The sequence below is a fragment of the Paenibacillus sp. J22FR21 genome, from assembly GCF_056269135.1.
Window position 1 is genome coordinate 795,536 of sequence record NZ_JBWDNJ010000002.1, and the last position, 19,526, is coordinate 815,061.

Here is a 19,526-nt window from a genome sequence, read left to right on the forward strand (position 1 = left end):
GGTAATTTTTAGGTGGAAAAGCCTGACCCTTTTCAAAGGAGGAACCTCAGCATGATGAAATGTACGATTAGCTCCCTGCAAAGTTTGAACTATAAACAACGGCGGTTGTTTGTATGGAGCCAGCAATAGATTTCCGCCATGATTTCTAGAATAAGAAACGTTTATAGTTTAGACTTTGCTCCCTTAAACTTTCACTACATTTAAGGAGCAGAGCGATCATGAAATATGTAAACGCGGATATTGTTTTTCCTGAAGCATTACTCAAAGAAATACAGAAGTATGTCCATGGAGGCATGGTCTATGTCCCGACCCCAGACGGATTTCGTAAGAAATGGGGCGAGAATTCAGGGATTAGAAGGCAGCTCAGCCATCGGAACGATGAGATCCGTCATAAGTTCACCAATGGTCTGTCGATTGAGCAATTATCCGATCTCTATTGTCTTTCCTTTGATAGCATTAAGAAAATCATTTATTCAAAAAAATAGGTTGCGAACGGGCTGCATTGGATATTTCATCTGATGCGGCTTTTGTGTTGTCCGGATAATCGGCTGCCTGGAAAAACTTATTCTTTACTGATCGTTCTCGAAATGATAAGATCACATGGAGCAAAGGCGAGATGATCAAATTTCATTCTGATGATTCGGGAATGACCGTTCCCAAAAAAACAGCTAATCGGGAGGTTATATAAATGAGTAAATCAATTACAAGCTATGCACCGCTCGAACAGCTGTCGGCAACAACCGAGAAGAAAACACTGACCAACGAGCATTTCGTTACGTTCATGCTTGGTTTTACAGTCGTATTGGTCATCATGAACACGATGATGTTCAACCTGGCACTTCCTAAGGTCGCTGAACAATTTTCACTTGCGACTTCAACTGCGTCATGGATCGTTACGGGCTATTCGATCGTATTTGCCATATCTTCGATTACCTACAGCAGGCTGTCCGACATTTTACCGATCCGCGCTTTGTTTATTGTGGCATTGCTTTCCATTGGGGGTGGTTCCCTATTAGGTCTGTTTAGCGATGGATTCGGTATGTTGCTTGTGGCTAGACTCATTCAAGCATCGGGGGCCGGTGCAATACCTTCGCTCGGCATCGTGCTTTTAACCAGATACATTCCATTGTCCCGCCGCGGCAGAGCGATGTCGATCATGCTGGCTGCTACTTCTCTTGGTCTGGGACTTGGTCCTGTAATCGGCGGGTCTGTCGTGCAATATTTGGGCTGGCATTTCCTCTTCGTCATTACAGGCATTACGCTGCTGCTTATTCCGATTTTTCTGCGTATGCTGCCTACTGAGAAAGCTGCAGGTGGAACATTTGACGTGCTCGGTGCATTACTCATCGGGATTGGCACGACATCACTGTTGTTATTCCTAACATCGAAGAGCTTGTTAGCACTCGGCGTCGGCATACTTGCAATCTTGTTGTTTGTATTGCGAATTCGCACGGCCAAGAATCCATTCGTTCTGCCGGTATTGTTCAGTAATAAATCTTATTTGGCATTAGCGTCTGTTGCTATAGCAGCTTATATGGTCAGCTTCAGCTTCCTGTTCCTTGCGCCGCAAATGCTGTCTCACCTGTACGGTTTGACACCCGGAGCATCCGGATTAGTATTGTTCCCTGGTGCGCTGCTGGCTATGCTTGTTTCGAACCGAGTAGGTCGCATCATTGACCGCTATGGCAATGCGGCGTTAATACGCTACATTCCTTGGATGCTTCTCCTTTCTGTTGTATTACTTGCGTTATTTGCTACCCATTCTTATTACGCCCTAGGTGCGATCTTCTTATTAACAAGCATAAGCTTCACAGCGATTTCCAGTTCTGTTTCTAACGAGATGTCACGATTGCTGCCTAAAGAGCTAGTCGGCTCCGGCATGGGACTATTTCAATTAATGCAATTTATAAGCGGTGGATTCAGTGTCGCACTTTCGGCAAGTGCGCTTGCTTGGCAGCATGATATACCTCAAGTAAGAGCGTTCGATAATCTGATCTGGGGTATGGTTGTTGTTGCGATGCTTTCCATTGCCAGTGCAATGGTATACCGTTGGTACAAGAAGAGAACTACGATAACCGAAATGAACACCGGAAATGAATAAATATGGATTGGATCATGTCCAAAGCAGCTGACCTGTAATTCTCAGGTTCAGTTGCTTTTTTATTACCTGTTTATGGCCGTATCCTCCGCAGAAACAGCATATTTTTGCCGAATAATGGGAAGATAGATATATCTAATTATTCATTGAGGAGGCTTATTCAGTGAAGAGGTTTAGGAAGGGGGTACCAAGTCAGCCCGCGTATCCTACTATTCCGGAGGATTACTCAGTAGCTGAAGAGTGCGCCAGTCTAACTTCGGATTTAGAGCAAAATGAATTGATCTTCAAACGTATCTTCGACAGAGATTCCGATATCGTATTTCGTACTGTCCATTCAGCAGGCCAGAAACAATGGATTGTCATTTTCTTCGCCTGTTCAGTAGAGGAAGAAATGATCGATAAGCATATTCTGCAGCCATTGATCGCCAGAAATAATCAACACGAACAGAGTCATGTCCAAGCAGAAGCTTTGGATGATCTCTTTATAACTGCAGCGAAAACGTATGTAACCTCCAGCGTTACTGAAATTGTAAATCACTTATTGGACAGCCATGCGATCGTACTTACCAGAGCGGATATTCATGCAGTGATGATTAAGGTGAAAGGCGCCAAACAGCGCAGTCTGGAGGAGCCTTCTTCTGAGCCGGTTATTCGAGGGCCGAGAGATGGATTCATCGAGAGTATATCCACGAACATCGGATTACTGCGAAGCAGGTTGAAAACTTCACGGCTCAAAATGGAGTCTCTTTCGATCGGAGAGCTAACGCAAACTACAGTAGTTATGAGTTATATCGATGGTATTGCGGATAAATCTGTTGTAGAGGAAGTTCGAAATCGGATATCGCGAATCAAGATCGACGGGGTCCTCGATTCTGCGTACATTGAAGAGTATATCGAGGATTCACCCTATTCTCTGTTCCCTCTAGTACATAGTACAGAACGTCCGGATGTGGTTGCGGCTGAGTTGCTGGAAGGGAAAATTGCCATCCTTGTGGACACGAGTCCGTTTGTATTAATCGTTCCCATGACATTCTGGACCGGGATGCAAGCGAGCGAGGATTATTATGTTCGTTGGCCGATTGCGACCTTTGTGCGTTGGATACGATTAATTTTTATCTTCATCGCCATATTTGCGCCTCCGCTTTATGTCGCGGTAACAACCTTCCATCAAGAAATGATTCCGACGAATCTCGTCCTGAGCATAGCTGCCTCAAGAGAATCTGTTCCATTCCCGGCTCTGATCGAAGCGTTCTTGATGGAAGTCATATTCGAGGCATTGCGCGAGGCAGGAATTCGTTTGCCGAAACAGATCGGACAAGCCGTAAGCATTGTAGGCGCACTCGTCATCGGTCAATCTGCCGTACAGGCGGGTATTATTTCGGCCCCGGTCGTTATTATCGTATCGATAACCGGCATTGCGGCTTTTACGATTCCACGATACAGCTTTGCAAACGGAATCCGATTGCTCCGATTTCCAATTTTGTTCTTGGCGGGTACTCTTGGGCTTTACGGAATAGTACTGGGATTTCTCGGTATCTTATTGCATGTTACATCACTTCGATCGTTTGGCGTTCCGTATTTTACACCGATTGCACCGCTTACCTTCAGTAATCTGAAGGATGTTCTTATCCGGGCGCCAATCTGGGCGAGGACCCAGCGTCCACTTGCAACAGGAAAGAGCAATCCGGTTCGTCAGCCCGAGGATCAGCAACCAAGCCCGTCCCGAGGGACACAGCCACCCGAAAGTAATGAACCGACTTGAAGTAACGGAGAAAGGGACATGAACTTGACAATGAAACCTATCCTATGCATCGGTCTGTTAATCATCGTATTAACCACAAGCGGCTGTTGGGACCGGACGGAAATCAATGACCTTGCATTCATCTTGGGTACGGCGTTTGACGTAACTGAGGATGGCGAGACGTTACTTTCCTTACAGATCGCAATCCCCTCTTCCGGTATGGGGGGAAGCGGTCAGCAAGAAAAGTTTTTTGTTCTGTCTGCGACAGGGAAGAACGCGAATGAAGCATTCCAGAAGCTTCAAAATCAGAGCTCTCGCAGATTATTCACATCTCATCGCAGCGTTATCTTTATAAGCGAAGCATTCGGCAAACAGGGAATTAACGATGTGCTCGATGTTTTCACGCACGATCCACGCCAACGATTGAAAACTTACATCATGGTAGTACGAGGGGGAGAAGGACAAGAAGTTCTGCGTACGAAATACCCCTTTGAACAAGTGCCGACAGAAGCAGTCAAGGAAATGGAAGCTTTGGGAGGGAATTTATCGGCAACGCTTCGAGATTTCTTCATAGAAGCCACAAGTGAAGGAATCAACCCTGTTACGGGGGTGATAGAGGAAGATGTGCATTCCACCTCTCTCAAAGGAAGCACAAACAAACTATTCAGCCTGATGGGCTCAGCCGTATTTAAGGATTTAAAGGTAGTCGGTTTTCTGGACCAAGAAGAAACCAACGGATTATTGTGGGCTACCGATCGAATGAAGAAAGGAAGAGTCACTGCTTATCTTCCTCAATATGGAGGGTCGGTAGGGGTTATTATTGACCATTCGAAGCGGAAAATCATTTCGCAAGTCAACGGGGATACAATTAAAGTCAAGATTCAGGTCCATGGACAAGCGAGTTTAGTCGAGAATAATACTCACTTGGATGTAAGCAGACCGAACAACCTTATGCTAATTCAGAAAGCCATGGAGAAATCGATTGAATTGGAAATCCGTAAAGTACTGGATAAAGTCCAAACGAAGTATAAGGTCGACAGTATTGGCATCGGACAAGACATCTACCGAAACGATCCAAAGGCATGGAAACAGCTGAAGAATCAATGGGATCGCAAATACCCCGAGGTAGAAGTTTCTATTGGTGCTAGCCTGAGCATTAACGGAGCCGGGATGGCAGGCGCTCCTCTGCAATTGAAAGAAAAGGAGGTCATTAAATGATCGTGCAAATAGCGGGGTATGTTCTTCTAGTGTCAGTATGGGCTATTGTGAAGGTGAAAGTTCTGCGAAGTCAACATAAAGTCAAAGAAGCCGTGATATACGGCAGTATACTCGGCATTTCCGCTATAGTGGGTTCCCTCTTACTGGCACGGATTAATCTGCCGAGCTTCACGGAACCGGCCAGAATGATCTTCGAACCGATCACGAAAATACTGCTACAGCAGTGATTGCCGATTACTTCTTCGGATGGAGTCAATTGTTAGTAATAACAATGGCAAGAAGCTGTGGTTGAAGAAGGCCAACAGCGGGAACGTGAAGGCGAGATAGTTCATCAGCTCTGACCCGTTCTTGAAGATCCACACAGAGCCAACTAGAGCCATCAAGGATACCGGTAAGACGATTTCGCGATAATTTCGAATTCCGAAAAGATGACACACACAAAGGCACAAGATAAATAAACAAATGGCTACTTTAACGAAACATCCCATCACCCAAATGGATACAGCAACTGCCTCCAGACGTTCAAGAGATCCCGTGATGCCGATATATTGAATGACACTCAAGAAGGAATAGGTAAGTTTGCCTGTCAGGGGTCCCAGTACCGTAATTGTAAGTAATACGATGGCTACTATAATAAGAAAAATGGTGCTAAACGCGATTAAAGAAACTTTGCGTGCTTTATGAGGTTGATTCAAATAAGGATAGAGCCAACCTAATATGAATAGCTGATTCATAAACCCGCCAGCCGGACTAACAGCTCCTTGCAGTACAGGGATGATGCCGTCGCCTAATATTGGCTTTAATTGGTTGAAATCGCCTATGCTCGCAGCCAAGATCAATAGAGGCAGCAAAGAAGCCAAGATGATAATACTGATGAGCTCATTGCATCTGGCGATCACTTCAATACCGGTAATGACAGCTATCGCACATAGGATCAAGAAGGTCAGACTTCCGACGATATGCGGGCTTTGCGGTAATAACAGCGTACTTACAAAACCTACGTGCTGCATTGTAATCGTTGTTATCGATATAAACCAATAGTAGATGTAATTGATTCCGAGCAAAGCGCCAAACCATTTGCCAACGATTTTGGAACTATACTGGGTAATCGTTAATCCTGGATAACGTTTTCCAAGCGTGATCATTACCCAAACAGAAAGTAATCCGGTTAAGCTGGCAGGGAAGAAGGACATCCATGAATTTTGTTTGCCGAACATGTCCATGATTCCGGGGACCGTCAAGATGATCGTAGAAATGACAAATGTGATCAGTAAAAAGCCGAGCTGGGTTGCTGTGATTTGTTCTCTTGTTTGCACGGTCATATGCTCATCTTCTCCTTACTGACGATAGTTGTTCCAAGTATTTACAAGGAAAGAATGAGATATACAAGTCATAGTAACAATGCGAATGGAGAACGATAAGTAATAGCACCTGAAATTTCCGACTTGATTTATTATCTACTAGAAGGTAGAATAAGCGCATGAGCAAAAACACAAACACAGCAGAAGCCATTTTGGATGCCGCTGAATCCATGGTGATGGAATCCGGCTTTAACGGATTCAGTTACGCACACATCGCCGAGAAAGTTGGAATACGTACCGCAAGTATTCATTACCATTATCCAAGTAAGGAGGACCTGGGAGAAGCGCTAATTAAGCGATATCGAGAAAACTTCAATGCTTTCATCGCAAAGGTCGATGTAGAATCGCTGAACAGTTATGACAAGCTGGTCAAGTTCATTGAACTGTATCGCAGTGGTCCGGCTGACAATTTTCGTACCTGTCTAGGCGTGATGTTATCAACTGATCTAACCTCGTTATCTGATCGAGCACGAGATGGGGTTGCGGAATTTTTTGCAATCAACTTGGATTGGTTATCGCAGGTATTGGAGAATGGACGCCAAGACGGAAGCCTTCGATTCGAAACCGGCGCTGTAATGGAAGCTCATAAACTTTTCGCCGCATTACAAGGAGCACAATTATTGGCTAGAAGCTTCAAGGATATGCAGAGATACGATACGGTTGCTGAAGGAATAATATCCGCTTTGAAGTAAGAATTAGAGCGGATTTTCTTTAGAGTATGATCTACCTATTAATAGGTCGTAGATAATATAGACCTCGATAGGGCAATATAAATTTCAAGAGGAGGAATCACCAATATGTTGTACGAATTGCGTATTTATCACATCATGCCGGGCAAAATGCAAGCGATCCAAGCTCGTTTCAGAGATCACGTGATTGAGCTATTCAGTAAACATGGCATGAAAATTACGCATTTCTGGGAAGATGCCGATGCAGATAACAACCAGCTGTATTATATTGTGGAGCATGAGAATATGGAGCAGCGGAATATTAATTATGAGCAGTTTCGTAATGACCCCGAATGGCTTGAACTGAGACGTGTTACAGAGGCGGACGGTGCGTTGGTAGAGAAGCAAGAAAGTATATATATGAAGAATGTCGCTTATTTCGAGAATAAATAAAGCAACGAAATGCTTGATATTTCCATTGATTTTCTATCTACTAAAAGGTAGAATGAGCACATGAAGAAAAACAACACGCATTGCTGAAGAGTTAGTACAACGTAATGAAGAAGGTTCAAGCAATCAAAAAAACTACCTTTTAATAGGTCAAAGGAGATTAACAAATGAACATGCAAGGTAAAACAGTCATCATCACAGGTGGAAGCAGCGGGATTGGTAAGGCAGTAGCGATGGAATATGTGAAACGTGGGGCGAATGTAGTCATTAACGGACGCCGAGAGGACACACTAGTTACGGCTGCGCAAGAAATTGATCCTACGGGCACACAGGTTGCGGCAGTAGCCGGCGATATCTCTGATCCTCTAGTCGCTGATCGTTTGGTCGCAGCAGCACTGAATAAATTCGGACGTGTGGATACATTGGTCAACAACGCAGGGATCTTCCTTGCAAAACCATTTACGGAATACACGGATGAGGATTTTGCAAATGTGGTGTCGATCAATATGGGCGGATTCTTCCAAATTACACGGCGTGTAGCAGCTGAAATGTTGAAGACACGTAGTGGCCATATCGTGAGCATTACGACGAGCCTTGTAGATCAACCGATCGCCGGCGTACCTTCGATCTTAGCTTCACTTACCAAAGGCGGCTTAAACTCTGCTACGAAGTCACTCGCAATTGAATATGCCGATAAGGGAATTCGTGTGAATGCAGTAGCACCAGGCATTATCAAAACACCAATGCATCCAGAAGAAACGCATGATTTCTTGAATAAGCTGCATCCAATGGGCCATATGGGGGAATCAAGCGACATCGTGGATGCAATCCTTTACTTGGATTCCGCACAATTCGTAACCGGGGAAATCCTACATGTGGATGGCGGGCAGAATGCAGGCCGTTGATTGAATGGAAGTCAAGTAATCAGGAATTATGATGTGACTTTATTAAACAAAACCAAAACAAAAACCAATACGAATGGAGATTATAAACATGAAAACACTAGTTATTATTACACATCCAACTATGGAACAATCCCGAGTGAACCGTACATGGCGTGAAGAATTGCAAAAGCACAGCGAAATCACAATTCATGAATTGTATAAGGCTTACCCAGACGAGAATATCGATGTTGCGAAGGAACAAGCGCTGATCGAAGCACATGACCGCATTATTTTCCAATATCCGTTGTTCTGGTACAGCACACCTACGCTATTGAAAAGATGGTTTGATACTGTCTTGCAATATGGCTGGGCATTTGGACCGGATGGCACCAAAACAGCAGGGAAAGAAATTGGCGTTGCCATCTCAACCTATGGTTCTGAAGCATCGTATCAACATGACGGCTCCAATCGCTACACACTTGAAGAAATCTTACGCCCAGTCGATGCACTTGCAGGCTTTATCGGCGCGACGTATTTGCCACACTTTGCACTAAGTGATGTGTCCAATCTATCCGATGAACGATTAGCGCAAAGCACGGTCGATTACATTCAACATATCAAAACGGTTCAACCCGTTAAACAAGCGGTGGCAGCAAAGTGAACAATGTAATCATAGATGTATATTTCGATACGATATGCCCATGGTGCCGCATGGGAACAACGAGTCTGCTGACAGCAATAGAGCAATTGCCTGAAGACACGAAAGCAACTGTTCGCTGGCATGCGTTTCAGCTTAACCCGGATATCCGACCTGAAGGTGAAGATTATCGCAAAGTGATGATGGGGCGATTAGGCGGAACTGCACAATTCGAAGCAAGAATGAAGCAGTACAACACAACAGGTGCGCTGTTTGGCCTTAACTATAATATGGATCTTGTGAAATATACACCGAACACTGTTAAATCCCATCAGTTAGTTGCGATTACGCCTGAGCATCTGCAAGTGCAACTGATTGAAGCGCTGTATACGGCTTATTTCGAAGAAGGCATAGACATCGGGAATGTGGATGAGCTTGTTCGCATCGCACTCGCCTCGAAGGTAACAGATGATGCCGACGAGTTAAAGAAACGACTGGTGAGCGGCGAAGGCATCGAGAAGGTTGAAGCCGGACAACGTAATGCTCAGAAACTAGGCGTTAGAGGAGTTCCTTACTTTATCATTAACGAGAAGATTAGTCTCTCCGGACTGAAGTCTCCTGATGAATTTATTGATGTCATTAAACAAACAATCTCTTAAGGGGGTGCATGATCATGCCAATCGTAACGATCCAAGTAACTAAAGAAGGTACAACGCCAGATCGGCAGTCCATTACGGCTGAGGAGAAAGCAGCTCTGATAAAAGGGGCAAGTGAGCTAATGCTGAACGTGCTTCATAAGCCTTTCGAAGCGACCTTCGTTGTCATTGAAGAGGTTGACACCGACAATTGGGGCTGGGGTGGACTACCTGCTCTAGAGTACCGTCAGCAGCTGGCTGACAAGAAAAAGTAATTCATCATAAACGTTCAGAATTGCAAACCCGGTGCCGAGCAAGCACTGGGTTTGCTGCGTTTATATACGGACGATTCCTCATCCAATAAACGGGTTACCAGCAGAAAGCAAGGATGGAGTGTCTTGATCAAGGAGAAACCATAGATGTAGCTTCTTTTCTTGAAGTTCAATAAACTTCTGGAGGTTGTGAATCCGTGAAAAAAGCAATCGCAAGTACAGCCGTGTGTGTCACTTTGTCTGCCATGCTTGCTTTTCCTGCCATGGCCAATACTTCATCAATGAGCACTGTGGATACGAACCGAAGCCATTCAAGTATGTATGGAAACGGTAATTTTAACGGGACACCAGGTGCTACCGGCACTCCGGATGTATATGGTATTCCGGGTACGCCAAGATCATCTATGGACATGAATATGAACAATACGAACAGATCGAGGAGCTATAGCGGTAACTATGGCAGCAGCTATGGCAACAACAATGGCATTACGACTCCATACCGAACAATGACGAACAAAACCATCTCCGGTGGCGCTGGGCTGACTAACGCTAATAACTTTCGGGCCACCGCAGCAAACACGAATGATAATGATTTCGATTGGGGATGGCTTGGGTTGCTTGGGCTGCTCGGTCTAGCCGGCTTACGCAGTCGTTCAGGAGAGCGTGACCGAACTTAATATGTGATGGCTTGTATAAAAAGGCTACCTAGCGGTAGCCTTTTTTTTGCGATTTTAGATAACCGTAGGACTAAGACCTGAAATAATGTTAAGTTCCGGGAGACTAAAGCTCTGATCTTCAACTAAGTTGCCGAATTCATTAATTCCGGTAACTGTCAGCAAGGCATCGGTCAAGGATAGACTGACCTGAACTTCATAAGCAACATTACCTGCAATAAAAAACTCGCGGACATCAAAAGAATCTGCAGGTACGACATACGAAGTAAGATAACCGGTATAGAATACGCTGGAATCGACGGAAGCGTAAATTTCAATCATCACTGTAACGGGGCTTTGTAGATTTAAATTTCTTGTACTTACGACGATATTAGAAGCGGCTGTACCAAAATCTCTTGTATTCGTTACTATTCCCGTAGAATATGAAGGCATAATAGTTCACTCCTTTTTTAATAAGACATGCTCTATTCTATGAAAATCGACATTATTGGTTACAAATACTGGAAAGTAATGAAATTGAAGCTTTAATTGGCAGCTTATTTTCACATTAAGAATAAGTAAACTATTCAGACAAGAGAACCCCATGTGATGAAGTCTGATCTATAGTTCGATATAACCTTGTCATGAGAAGTAACTTGTTCAAAATTGAAAGACCGGACAACTTGCCAATCAGGTTCTAAGAAATTAGTCCATATGACCCGATCCGAAAGAATCATAATTTAATTCATTATGAATGATTATTGATAATCCTTATTACTAAAAATATTATTCTTATTAGCAAACGTTCCTTATTTTGTCAATATCTATTTTTGAAAAAAGAGCCATTTTACGATTACTACATATCCCGATAACTTTATTTTTACATAACGGGTCTAAGATAAGTCACACATGTTACTAGCGACAGTCTACAGCTCACTGTTCGATAACCTAACATCAAATTGACTAATCATGGAACGGGGAGTGTAATTCAAAGTGGGTAAGAAGAAGCTCGTCAAGCCGATCATCGGCGCACTGACGACGGCAAGTTTATTGTTGGGGCTCATGACACCGTATGGGTCAGGAATTGTTCGTGCTGAAGGGGCCGGAGCCGGATTTGATTTCACGAAGGTGCCGAAACTGTTGATTACGGAGCTTGTGCCAGATAGCTCGAACGTAACTGGAACCGTGTCTGGAGATTCCGTGGATGGCTATGAATTTATTGAGATCTATAACAATTCCAATTTACCTGTCACTTTTTTCGACAACTACACCATTAATTATCATTACTTAAATAGTAAAAACGAGATTGTAGATACGAACTGGGGGCTACTCAACGCAGCGGACAAGCCTGTTATCCCAGCAAAAGGATCAATCGTTTTCTGGGTTACGACTAAAGACAATCAGAATCTAACAGCTGCACAATTCAATGGGATTTATAAAACCGATCTCGTAGAAGGAACAAGTTTGTTTCGTTTGACTACGGATGGCGGGATGATCAACACTGCACCGCGAGATCTAATCATTAGAGATAAGAGTGGGAACTCCATTGTTACGGCTTCCTACCAAAATGATGATCAAACCGTGAGGGACAAAGGGATTTTCTACTCTTATCCTACGGATGGTAGTTCAATCATGTCTATGGTTAAAGACGGATCCTATGCTGCTGGCGTCCATGCGGCTACGCCGGGCACAGTCGAAAGCATGTTCATGCCGACGCAGGCTTCGGATGAACAGCCAACTGCCCCGCAGCCTGCGATTGGGATCGGTCACACACCGGTTACTGATGCCTACGAAGGCACTGATATAGCCCTAAGCGCATCGGTAACCGCGACGAACGGTGCAGAACTAACCAAGGCTACGGCGAAGCTCTTCTATAAATTGGATTCGGAGAGTACGTTTACTTCCGTTCCTATGACGCTGAATGCGGGTAACTCCACATCGGAGCTTTCCGTTTTCGAAGGTTCCATTCCGAAGGAGCAGCTGCTGAAGAGCAAGCTGGAATATTATATTGAGGCAACCGACGGCACGACGACCAAAGACACGGTGCCGTATACGGTGAACGTTCACCTCAACGTGCCGCAGCCTGCCATTGTCATCGAACATACGCCTGTGAAGGACGGCATCGACGACAGCGATATGGAGATGATCGCTTCGGTGTCCGCGGCGAACGGCGCAGACCTGGCCAAGGCTGCGGCAAGCATCTACTACAAGCTGGATTCGGAGACGACCTACACGGCAGTTCCGATGACGCTGAACCCGGGCAGATCTGCAACGGATCATTCTGCATTCGAAGGCGCAATTCCGAAGGCTAGACTGACGCAGAAGAAGCTCCAATACTATATTGAAGCAACGGACGGTACGACGAAGAAAGACACGGACGTCTATACAGTGGATGTTCGTTCGAGTCTGAACTACAACTACGTTCCTTCGATTCTTATCACAGAATTGAACCCTAATTCAACCAATGTAACAGTGAGTGGATCAGCGTTCGATGGATACGAGTTCATCGAAGTGTACAACAACGCAGATCGTACGATTAATTTAAAAAATTATAAGCTCATGTATGTGTACACGAATCAAACCAAGGAAACGCAGTGGCCGACAGGCGATATCTCAATCCCGTCCCAGAAATCCGTGGTTTTGTGGATTGCCAACGGCTCCAACGACAATTTGTCCGCTGCCGAGTTTAACGCGCATTTTGGCTCGAACCTGACGCTGAACAAGGATTTGTTCAAAATCGACAGCGCAGGCATGGAGAACGACGGCGCTCGCAGTCTTGTTTTCCGCAATGCCTTAAACAAGGACATTGTGTCCGCACATTATGAAGGGCAAGTAAGCGCGATCGAGGACAAGCCGCTCTTCTACAAATATCCCGATGATGGCACGCTTGCGATGCTGCTGGATTCCGCAGGTACGCAGGCCGCAACACCCGGCGCAGTCGCTGCGAATCAAGTGCCTAAGATGCCGGCTTCGGTTCCGGAAGAAGGCGAGAACGAGAAACCGGTGATTACCCATACGCCGGTCACTTCCGCCGAGACGAATGTGAACCTGAAAATTATCGCTCAAATCACGAATAAGGAAAGCGATGACGGCAAGGTCGATCCTGTGACGGCAACGGTATATTACAAAACCTCCTCACAAGCTAAATTCACGGCAGCTAAGATGTCCGTAACGACAGGACATACATATTTGGCTGACATTCCGCGCCAAGATCTGATCGAAGCGTCGCTGCAATACTATATTGTAGTGAAAGACACCGTGAACACGGTGACGACGGATACGAACACAGTGAAGGTCAATGTACCGGCATTTGAACCATCCAAGGTACCGCCACTGCTCGTAACGGAGCTGATGCCGAACAGTGTTGGCACCGGCGGCGACCAATACGAATATATCGAGCTATATAACAACACGGATAAAGATATGAACTTAAAAGATTACAAGCTATATTACCGCTACACCGATTCCGGTCCGGATGCCGATCTCGTTTGGCCGACGGATAATGAGAACATGACAATTGGAGCCGGCAAGACGATTGTTTTCTGGATTATTAACAGCGCCGCTAAGAATTTGACAGTATCCGACTTTAATAACACCTATAAGACGAACCTGATTGAGAATGAAACCATATTCAAAATGTATTCTGACGGCATGTCCAACTCGGGTAAACGAGGCGCTGTCATCGGGACCAACACGCATGTTGACTTATCCGCTGCGTATTATGACGGTACAGCAGCACCTACAGGCAATCCGCCAAATGATGAAACTAAAGAGGGCAAGGCCATCGTGTATAAATATCCGGTTAACGGAAGCACAACGATGATTAAGGTAAGTTCCGGAATTGCTGCGCCTACGCCGGGCAGCGTGCCTGCAGATCTTCTGCCGGATGTGCCTGTAATCACTAAAGATGACACGGTCCCTCCAACCATTACAGACATCAATGGCATTACGACAATCGATCAATCCAAGAACTTGGCTATCAAAGGCGATGCTCTGGACGATCAGGGCATCAAGTCGGTTAAGCTCTATTACAAATCAAACACAGATTCGAAATTCGCAAGCCGTTATTTGTATCGAGATTATAACGATTTCATGTATCATTTTACACTCTACTCACCTGATCTAATTGGCAAAACTTCGATTCAATATTACTATGTCGTCTCTGATGGTCAGCATGAAGTGACCTCGGATACGTATACGGTAGCTATCACTGGCGGCGAAGAACATACGCCGTTACGTTTGAACCTGAAGGACGGCGATATCATCGGCGGAACGAAGGTCGTGAAAGGTACGGCGGAGCAGGCAGGGCCGGATACGCTGAAGCTGAGTATCGATGACAAGGAACTGACTGCGGGCACTTACAGTGCACTGGAGAAAGACGCTTACTTTGCGTTCGATGCTAATTCGGTCAACTATTACTTCAAGAATGGCGTTACGATGGGGAACGACATCCTGAGCATCTTCATGGATCCCATCAACTCCTATCAAACCTTGAGTGTTCCGATTCCAACGGAGCGCCTGAAACTAGGCAAGAATGTGATCTCCATTCGTGCAGGAACGAAGTCTTCCCCGTATGACGATCGTCCGACGGAAAACAAGGATGACTTCACGGTGAAGAATGTCAGATTGGTATTTACAGATGGAACACTCGTCAAAGATCCAAACTACACCAATCCATCGACAGAACTTAAAGTGGGCGACAGTGCAGATAAGAAGCCTGTGTACGATTTCACCTTTACGCTTAACGCTTCGGATTTAAGATCAAAAGCGTATGATTTCAATACGTCAGAGCTATCCGATGGCCCCCATCGTGTAGAGGTCAGCAGCGCGGAATTCGGCCAAGTGAAAGCGGACATCAAGGTCGACAACACAGCGCCTGTTATCGTGCCGACGGTCGAGAACGGGAAGACATACCGCGGTGCATTTACGCTTGGTGCCGAAATTACGGATGCCATTGCAGGGGTGAAAACGACTGAGGCTAAACTTGATGGCACAACAATCACGCTGCCATTAGCTACTTCGTCCTCGAAGCTTAGCCCGGGCAAGCATGTATTTTCGATTAAAGCAGAAGACAACGTCGGCAACATTACCGAAGAGAATTTGTCTTTTGAAGTGCCCAACGAGAACCCGGCCAAGCCACAGCTTGTAACGCCTGGCATGGACCAAACAGGCGCACCAAACCTGTCCGTTAAGGTTCAAGATCCGACGGAAGATAAGATGAACGTAAGCTTCTATCAGGGCTATCTGTTCGACAGCCTGCACAAAAGCGGGTTCTCTGCGTACAAGAACGCATCCGAAGTTGAACCGCCTAAGATGCTTAAACCTGAAGGGGAAACGGCGCTTAATCAAGGTGAATATGACTTGATCGGCAAAGCGGACGGACAATATTTAAGCAATGATTCCGACGAGAAATTCCCGTACCATCGATTCGAAGTGAAGCTGGATCCGACTGTGAAAGATACGGATAAAGTGGAAATCGATTGGCAGGGCAAGTCGCTTGAAGGCCGCAAAGTTAGCATGTATGCGTGGAGCCCAGTTGAAGCGAACTGGAAGAAGCTTGACGAGAAGCTTGCAGGTAATGAAGATTTCAGCTTGAAGGCTGAAGTACTGGCAGGAGACTTCTCTGTCAATAAAACCATTCACGTGATCGTGCAGGATGAGCTGCCGGCCAAAGTGGACGATTATGACTTCAGCTTTGTCTGGATGTCGGATACGCAATACTACTCCGAGAGCTATCCGGAAATTTATGAAGGCAACGTGAAGTGGATCGTCGATAACAAGGATAAGATGAAGATTAAGTACGTCATCCACACCGGCGATATCGTCGATGAAGCGGATAAGAAATACCAGTGGGATGAAGCGAGCAAGGATATGAAGGTCCTTGAGGATGGTAACGTACCTTACGGCGTACTTGCAGGGAATCATGACGTGTCGCACCAATATGCCGACTATTCGACGTTCTACAAGTATTTCGGCGAGGAGCGCTTCAAGAAGCAGCCGACTTATGGCGGTTCGCATCAGAACAACCGTGGTCACTATGACTTGATTTCGGCAGGCGGTAACGACTTCATCATTATTTATATGGGCTGGGATATCCGAGACGAAGACATTCAGTGGATGGACGATGTCGTTAAAGCGTACCCGGACCGTAAGGCGATTCTGGATTTCCATGAGTATCTGCTCGTGTCCGACACACGTGCGCCGATTGCGGAGAAAATCCATGAGCGCGTGGTCGTGCCGAACAAGAACGTTATTGCCGTACTTTGCGGGCATTATCATGATGCTCAGCAACTGAATACGGAAATTGACGATGACGGCGATGGCATTACAGATCGCACCGTTTACCAATTGCTAGCCGATTATCAAGGTGCGGAGAAAGGCGGCCTTGGTTACATCCGCCTGCTCCAGTTCGACGTGAAGAGCAACAAGATTCATGTGAAGACGTACTCGCCATATTTGGATGATTACAACTATTACGATCCGGGGACTTATCCAGGCAAAGATGAGTTCGATCTGGATGTCGACTTGCAGCCGATGCACAAACAGGTTGCGACAGACTATTTCGGCGTAAAGGTGTATACGGATAAATTGATCGGAAAGAACAACGACGTTGTCAGCGATACAACAACGGCTGTCAAATGGAGCGGTCTTCAGGTTGGCAACTACTATCAATGGTATGTAGTAGCCGAGGATGCGAATAGCGGATTTACGCGTTCCGATATTTGGGGATTCACGACAACTAGTAGCGGAAACAGCGGTAACGGCGGCGATGGTGGCAACGGCGGTAATGGCGGCAATGGCGGTAATGGCGGTAATGGCGACACAGGAACGCCTCCAGGGAAACCGACAGAGCCAGGCAAGCCAGCTCCTCCTGCTACAATACCGTTCAAGGACGTGGACAAGCATTACGACTGGGCTAAGGATGCAATCGGTACATTGGTTGGCGAAGGGATCATTAACGGTACCTCCGCGACGACATTTGAGCCAGCCAAGAACATGTCGAGAGCCGACTTTATGGTCATGCTGGTCAAACTGCTGGATCTCAAATCAACAGGCAGCAACAGCAACAATTTCACCGATGTTAAAGCGACGGATTACTATTATGAATCGCTCGCCATTATGAAAAAGCTTGGCATTGCCACTGGCGTAGGCGACAATAAGTTTAATCCGAAGGCGAACATCTCGAGACAAGAAATGATGTTGCTTCTGCAGCGTGCGCTGCAAGTGACCGGTAAGCTAAAGTTGAGCGGCTCTGATGCGGATCTTGAAGGTTTCAAGGATACGTCGAAGCTGGCTAAGTACGCGAAGGACGCTGCGGCGGCCATGGTTAATGCAGGCATTGTTAAAGGTAACGATGACGCGCTAAACCCAACGGGCAAAGCGACAAGGGCTGAAACCGCGCAGATGATCTACCGCGTTTACCTGTTGATGCAGGAGCAAGGAAGCCACTAATTTTGTAATCAGCGAGACGCTCTGTTCATGCATCGTCGTTTCGCCTATAAAGATGGAAGGAGCCGTTCGAGGTCACCGCAGGTGTGATCTTGGACGGCTTTTTTTTGTTTATTATTTTCGAATCAAAGGTAATACTAAAGCTGCTAGTACCTGTGATGGAGCGATGCAAATGACCCCAAAATATACATGTCCTTGCTGCGGGTATCAAACTTTGGACGAACCGCCGACAGGTACATTTGAAATTTGTCACATTTGTTTCTGGGAAGATGACAGCGTTCAGTATTACGACCCCGATTATGAAGGCGGCGCAAATGAGGTTTCATTAAAGCAAGCGCAGAAGAATTACTTGGAATTCGGCGCATGCGAAGAACGGTACAAACAATTTGTCAGTAAGCCCACACAAGCCGATATCTGTGATCCTAACTGGAGACCTTATTAGCTATGTCTAATTATTGAAATCGCGCGTTAACAGTTGATGCTAGATTGGCATTGCATAGTTGGATCAGAGACCTGCCCGGACTAGAAACGGCAGGTTATTTGCGTGCAATATCCAGTCAGTGGCATGTTGACAGTTAGATATCCTAATATTATAATAAATTGTGTTAGGATAATTAAGTATAGGACAACTAGTTTAGGCTGCAGAACAAGAACACACTATAAGAAAGGAGCAATTCATGTGAACATCCAAGTATTAGGTCCTCAATTTCAAGGGAAAGAGGAGTTTGACGGCGGTGCAATTCATGCTCAGAAGCCGCTTGGTTTCTCAGGTCAAGGTGCTGTTACCGTCAGATTGGGTCCTCTATTCTACTGGGCTTGGGGACATGCGGAGAAAGCCGGAGGCATCGGGTTCCATCCTCACCAGGGCTTTGAGATCCTCTCTTATGGAATTCGAGGCAAAGGTCTACACAGAGATACACTCGGTACTGAAAGCTACTTGGAAGCCGGAGATATTCAGCTCATGCAAGCCGGTTCAGGTCTTCAGCATGCCGAAAGCGTTGATGCCGGATTCGAGAGCTTTCAAATTTGGCTTGAGCCTTATCTGAATGATGCAGTAAAACGCAAGCCTACGTACGAGCTGTTTAAACACGAACGGTTTCCGCAGTCGAATCAAGATGGCGTAAATATAAAGACGATACTGGGAAATGGTTCGCCGATCCACCAGCTGGTGGCAGATGCGCGGATGTTTGACGTTGAGATTGAGCCTGGAGCGAACTATATTCACCCTATCGTACCGAATAGGACGCTTGGAGCATTGGCGATTCGAGGTGCAGGTGGTTCAATCTTGTCAGCTGGGCAAGATACCGCGACATTTGAGAACAAAGACTTTGTTATTGTCCAAAGTGAACAAGAGGGAGAAGTCAGCATTCGCACGGATGGAGAGAAACTTCGCATATTTCTGATTGAAGTTCCGACCGAAGTCGAATATCCTTTGTATAAGAAAGCAAGATAAGGTGGTT

17 protein-coding genes are annotated in these 19,526 nt (G+C 45.7%); 15 read left to right on the forward strand and 2 right to left on the reverse strand.

Features of this window, described 5'->3' with window-relative positions; translation table 11 throughout:
* Nucleotides 1–218: 218 nt before the first annotated feature.
* From AC0YNS_RS09445 to AC0YNS_RS09465, 5 genes are all read left to right on the forward strand, one after another.
* The gene (locus AC0YNS_RS09445) at nucleotides 219–485 is read left to right on the forward strand and encodes a CD3324 family protein (protein ID WP_475780729.1); all 267 of its coding nucleotides are present in this window, start codon (nucleotides 219–221) and stop codon (nucleotides 483–485) included.
* 203 nt (nucleotides 486–688) lie between these two features.
* Nucleotides 689–2,101, forward strand: coding sequence for an MFS transporter (locus tag AC0YNS_RS09450; protein WP_475780730.1), 1,413 nt, complete (start codon nucleotides 689–691; stop codon nucleotides 2,099–2,101).
* Between the two features lie 160 nt (nucleotides 2,102–2,261).
* On the forward strand, nucleotides 2,262–3,860 hold the full coding sequence (locus AC0YNS_RS09455; protein WP_475780731.1) for a spore germination protein: 1,599 nt from the start codon (nucleotides 2,262–2,264) through the stop codon (nucleotides 3,858–3,860).
* 18 nt (nucleotides 3,861–3,878) lie between these two features.
* Nucleotides 3,879–5,057: a Ger(x)C family spore germination protein gene (locus tag AC0YNS_RS09460; protein WP_475780732.1), complete on the forward strand. Its 1,179-nt coding sequence runs from the start codon at nucleotides 3,879–3,881 to the stop codon at nucleotides 5,055–5,057.
* Nucleotides 5,054–5,284, forward strand: coding sequence for a hypothetical protein (locus tag AC0YNS_RS09465; RefSeq protein ID WP_475780733.1), 231 nt, complete (start codon nucleotides 5,054–5,056; stop codon nucleotides 5,282–5,284). Before AC0YNS_RS09460 ends, AC0YNS_RS09465 begins: the two co-directional genes overlap by 4 nt.
* Here AC0YNS_RS09465 and AC0YNS_RS09470 read toward each other — a convergent pair.
* Nucleotides 5,273–6,379 (reverse strand): GerAB/ArcD/ProY family transporter, encoded by a 1,107-nt coding sequence (locus AC0YNS_RS09470; protein ID WP_475780734.1) that lies wholly within the window; start codon nucleotides 6,377–6,379, stop codon nucleotides 5,273–5,275. The genes AC0YNS_RS09465 and AC0YNS_RS09470 overlap by 12 nt on opposite strands.
* A gap of 158 nt (nucleotides 6,380–6,537) precedes the next feature.
* On the opposite strand from AC0YNS_RS09470, the gene AC0YNS_RS09475 reads away from it, so the two are divergent.
* The 7 genes from AC0YNS_RS09475 (at nucleotide 6,538) to AC0YNS_RS09505 (ending at nucleotide 10,641) form a co-directional block, all read left to right on the forward strand.
* Entirely contained in the window at nucleotides 6,538–7,110 is a 573-nt protein-coding gene (locus AC0YNS_RS09475) for a TetR/AcrR family transcriptional regulator (RefSeq protein WP_475780735.1), read from the forward strand.
* Between the two features lie 105 nt (nucleotides 7,111–7,215).
* Nucleotides 7,216–7,539, forward strand: coding sequence for an NIPSNAP family protein (locus AC0YNS_RS09480; RefSeq protein ID WP_475780736.1), 324 nt, complete (start codon nucleotides 7,216–7,218; stop codon nucleotides 7,537–7,539).
* A gap of 164 nt (nucleotides 7,540–7,703) precedes the next feature.
* Complete coding sequence (locus tag AC0YNS_RS09485; RefSeq protein WP_475780737.1) at nucleotides 7,704–8,441, forward strand: SDR family NAD(P)-dependent oxidoreductase; 738 nt, start codon at nucleotides 7,704–7,706, stop codon at nucleotides 8,439–8,441.
* Nucleotides 8,442–8,529: 88 nt separating this feature from the next.
* Nucleotides 8,530–9,081 carry an NAD(P)H-dependent oxidoreductase gene (locus AC0YNS_RS09490; RefSeq protein WP_475780738.1) on the forward strand — a complete coding sequence of 184 codons (552 nt, stop codon included), beginning with the start codon at nucleotides 8,530–8,532 and terminating at the stop codon, nucleotides 9,079–9,081.
* Nucleotides 9,078–9,716 (forward strand): DsbA family oxidoreductase, encoded by a 639-nt coding sequence (locus AC0YNS_RS09495; RefSeq protein WP_475780739.1) that lies wholly within the window; start codon nucleotides 9,078–9,080, stop codon nucleotides 9,714–9,716. Before AC0YNS_RS09490 ends, AC0YNS_RS09495 begins: the two co-directional genes overlap by 4 nt.
* 14 nt (nucleotides 9,717–9,730) lie before the next feature.
* The gene (locus tag AC0YNS_RS09500) at nucleotides 9,731–9,967 is read left to right on the forward strand and encodes a tautomerase family protein (RefSeq protein WP_475780740.1); all 237 of its coding nucleotides are present in this window, start codon (nucleotides 9,731–9,733) and stop codon (nucleotides 9,965–9,967) included.
* Between the two features lie 194 nt (nucleotides 9,968–10,161).
* Nucleotides 10,162–10,641 (forward strand): WGxxGxxG family protein, encoded by a 480-nt coding sequence (locus AC0YNS_RS09505; RefSeq protein WP_475780741.1) that lies wholly within the window; start codon nucleotides 10,162–10,164, stop codon nucleotides 10,639–10,641.
* A gap of 54 nt (nucleotides 10,642–10,695) precedes the next feature.
* Here the strand turns inward: AC0YNS_RS09505 and AC0YNS_RS09510 are convergent, their stop codons facing one another.
* On the reverse strand, nucleotides 10,696–11,070 hold the full coding sequence (locus tag AC0YNS_RS09510; RefSeq protein ID WP_475780742.1) for a hypothetical protein: 375 nt from the start codon (nucleotides 11,068–11,070) through the stop codon (nucleotides 10,696–10,698).
* 540 nt (nucleotides 11,071–11,610) lie between these two features.
* Here AC0YNS_RS09510 and AC0YNS_RS09515 point away from each other — a divergent pair.
* From AC0YNS_RS09515 to AC0YNS_RS09525, 3 genes are all read left to right on the forward strand, one after another.
* Nucleotides 11,611–18,069, forward strand: a complete 6,459-nt coding sequence (locus tag AC0YNS_RS09515) for an S-layer homology domain-containing protein (protein ID WP_475780743.1) — start codon at nucleotides 11,611–11,613, stop codon at nucleotides 18,067–18,069.
* 169 nt (nucleotides 18,070–18,238) lie between these two features.
* A complete protein-coding gene (locus tag AC0YNS_RS09520) occupies nucleotides 18,239–18,508 on the forward strand; it encodes a CPCC family cysteine-rich protein (protein WP_475780744.1) in 270 nt (89 codons plus the stop codon).
* Between the two features lie 237 nt (nucleotides 18,509–18,745).
* Nucleotides 18,746–19,519, forward strand: a complete 774-nt coding sequence (locus AC0YNS_RS09525; RefSeq protein WP_475780745.1) for a pirin family protein — start codon at nucleotides 18,746–18,748, stop codon at nucleotides 19,517–19,519.
* Nucleotides 19,520–19,526: the final 7 nt, after the last annotated feature.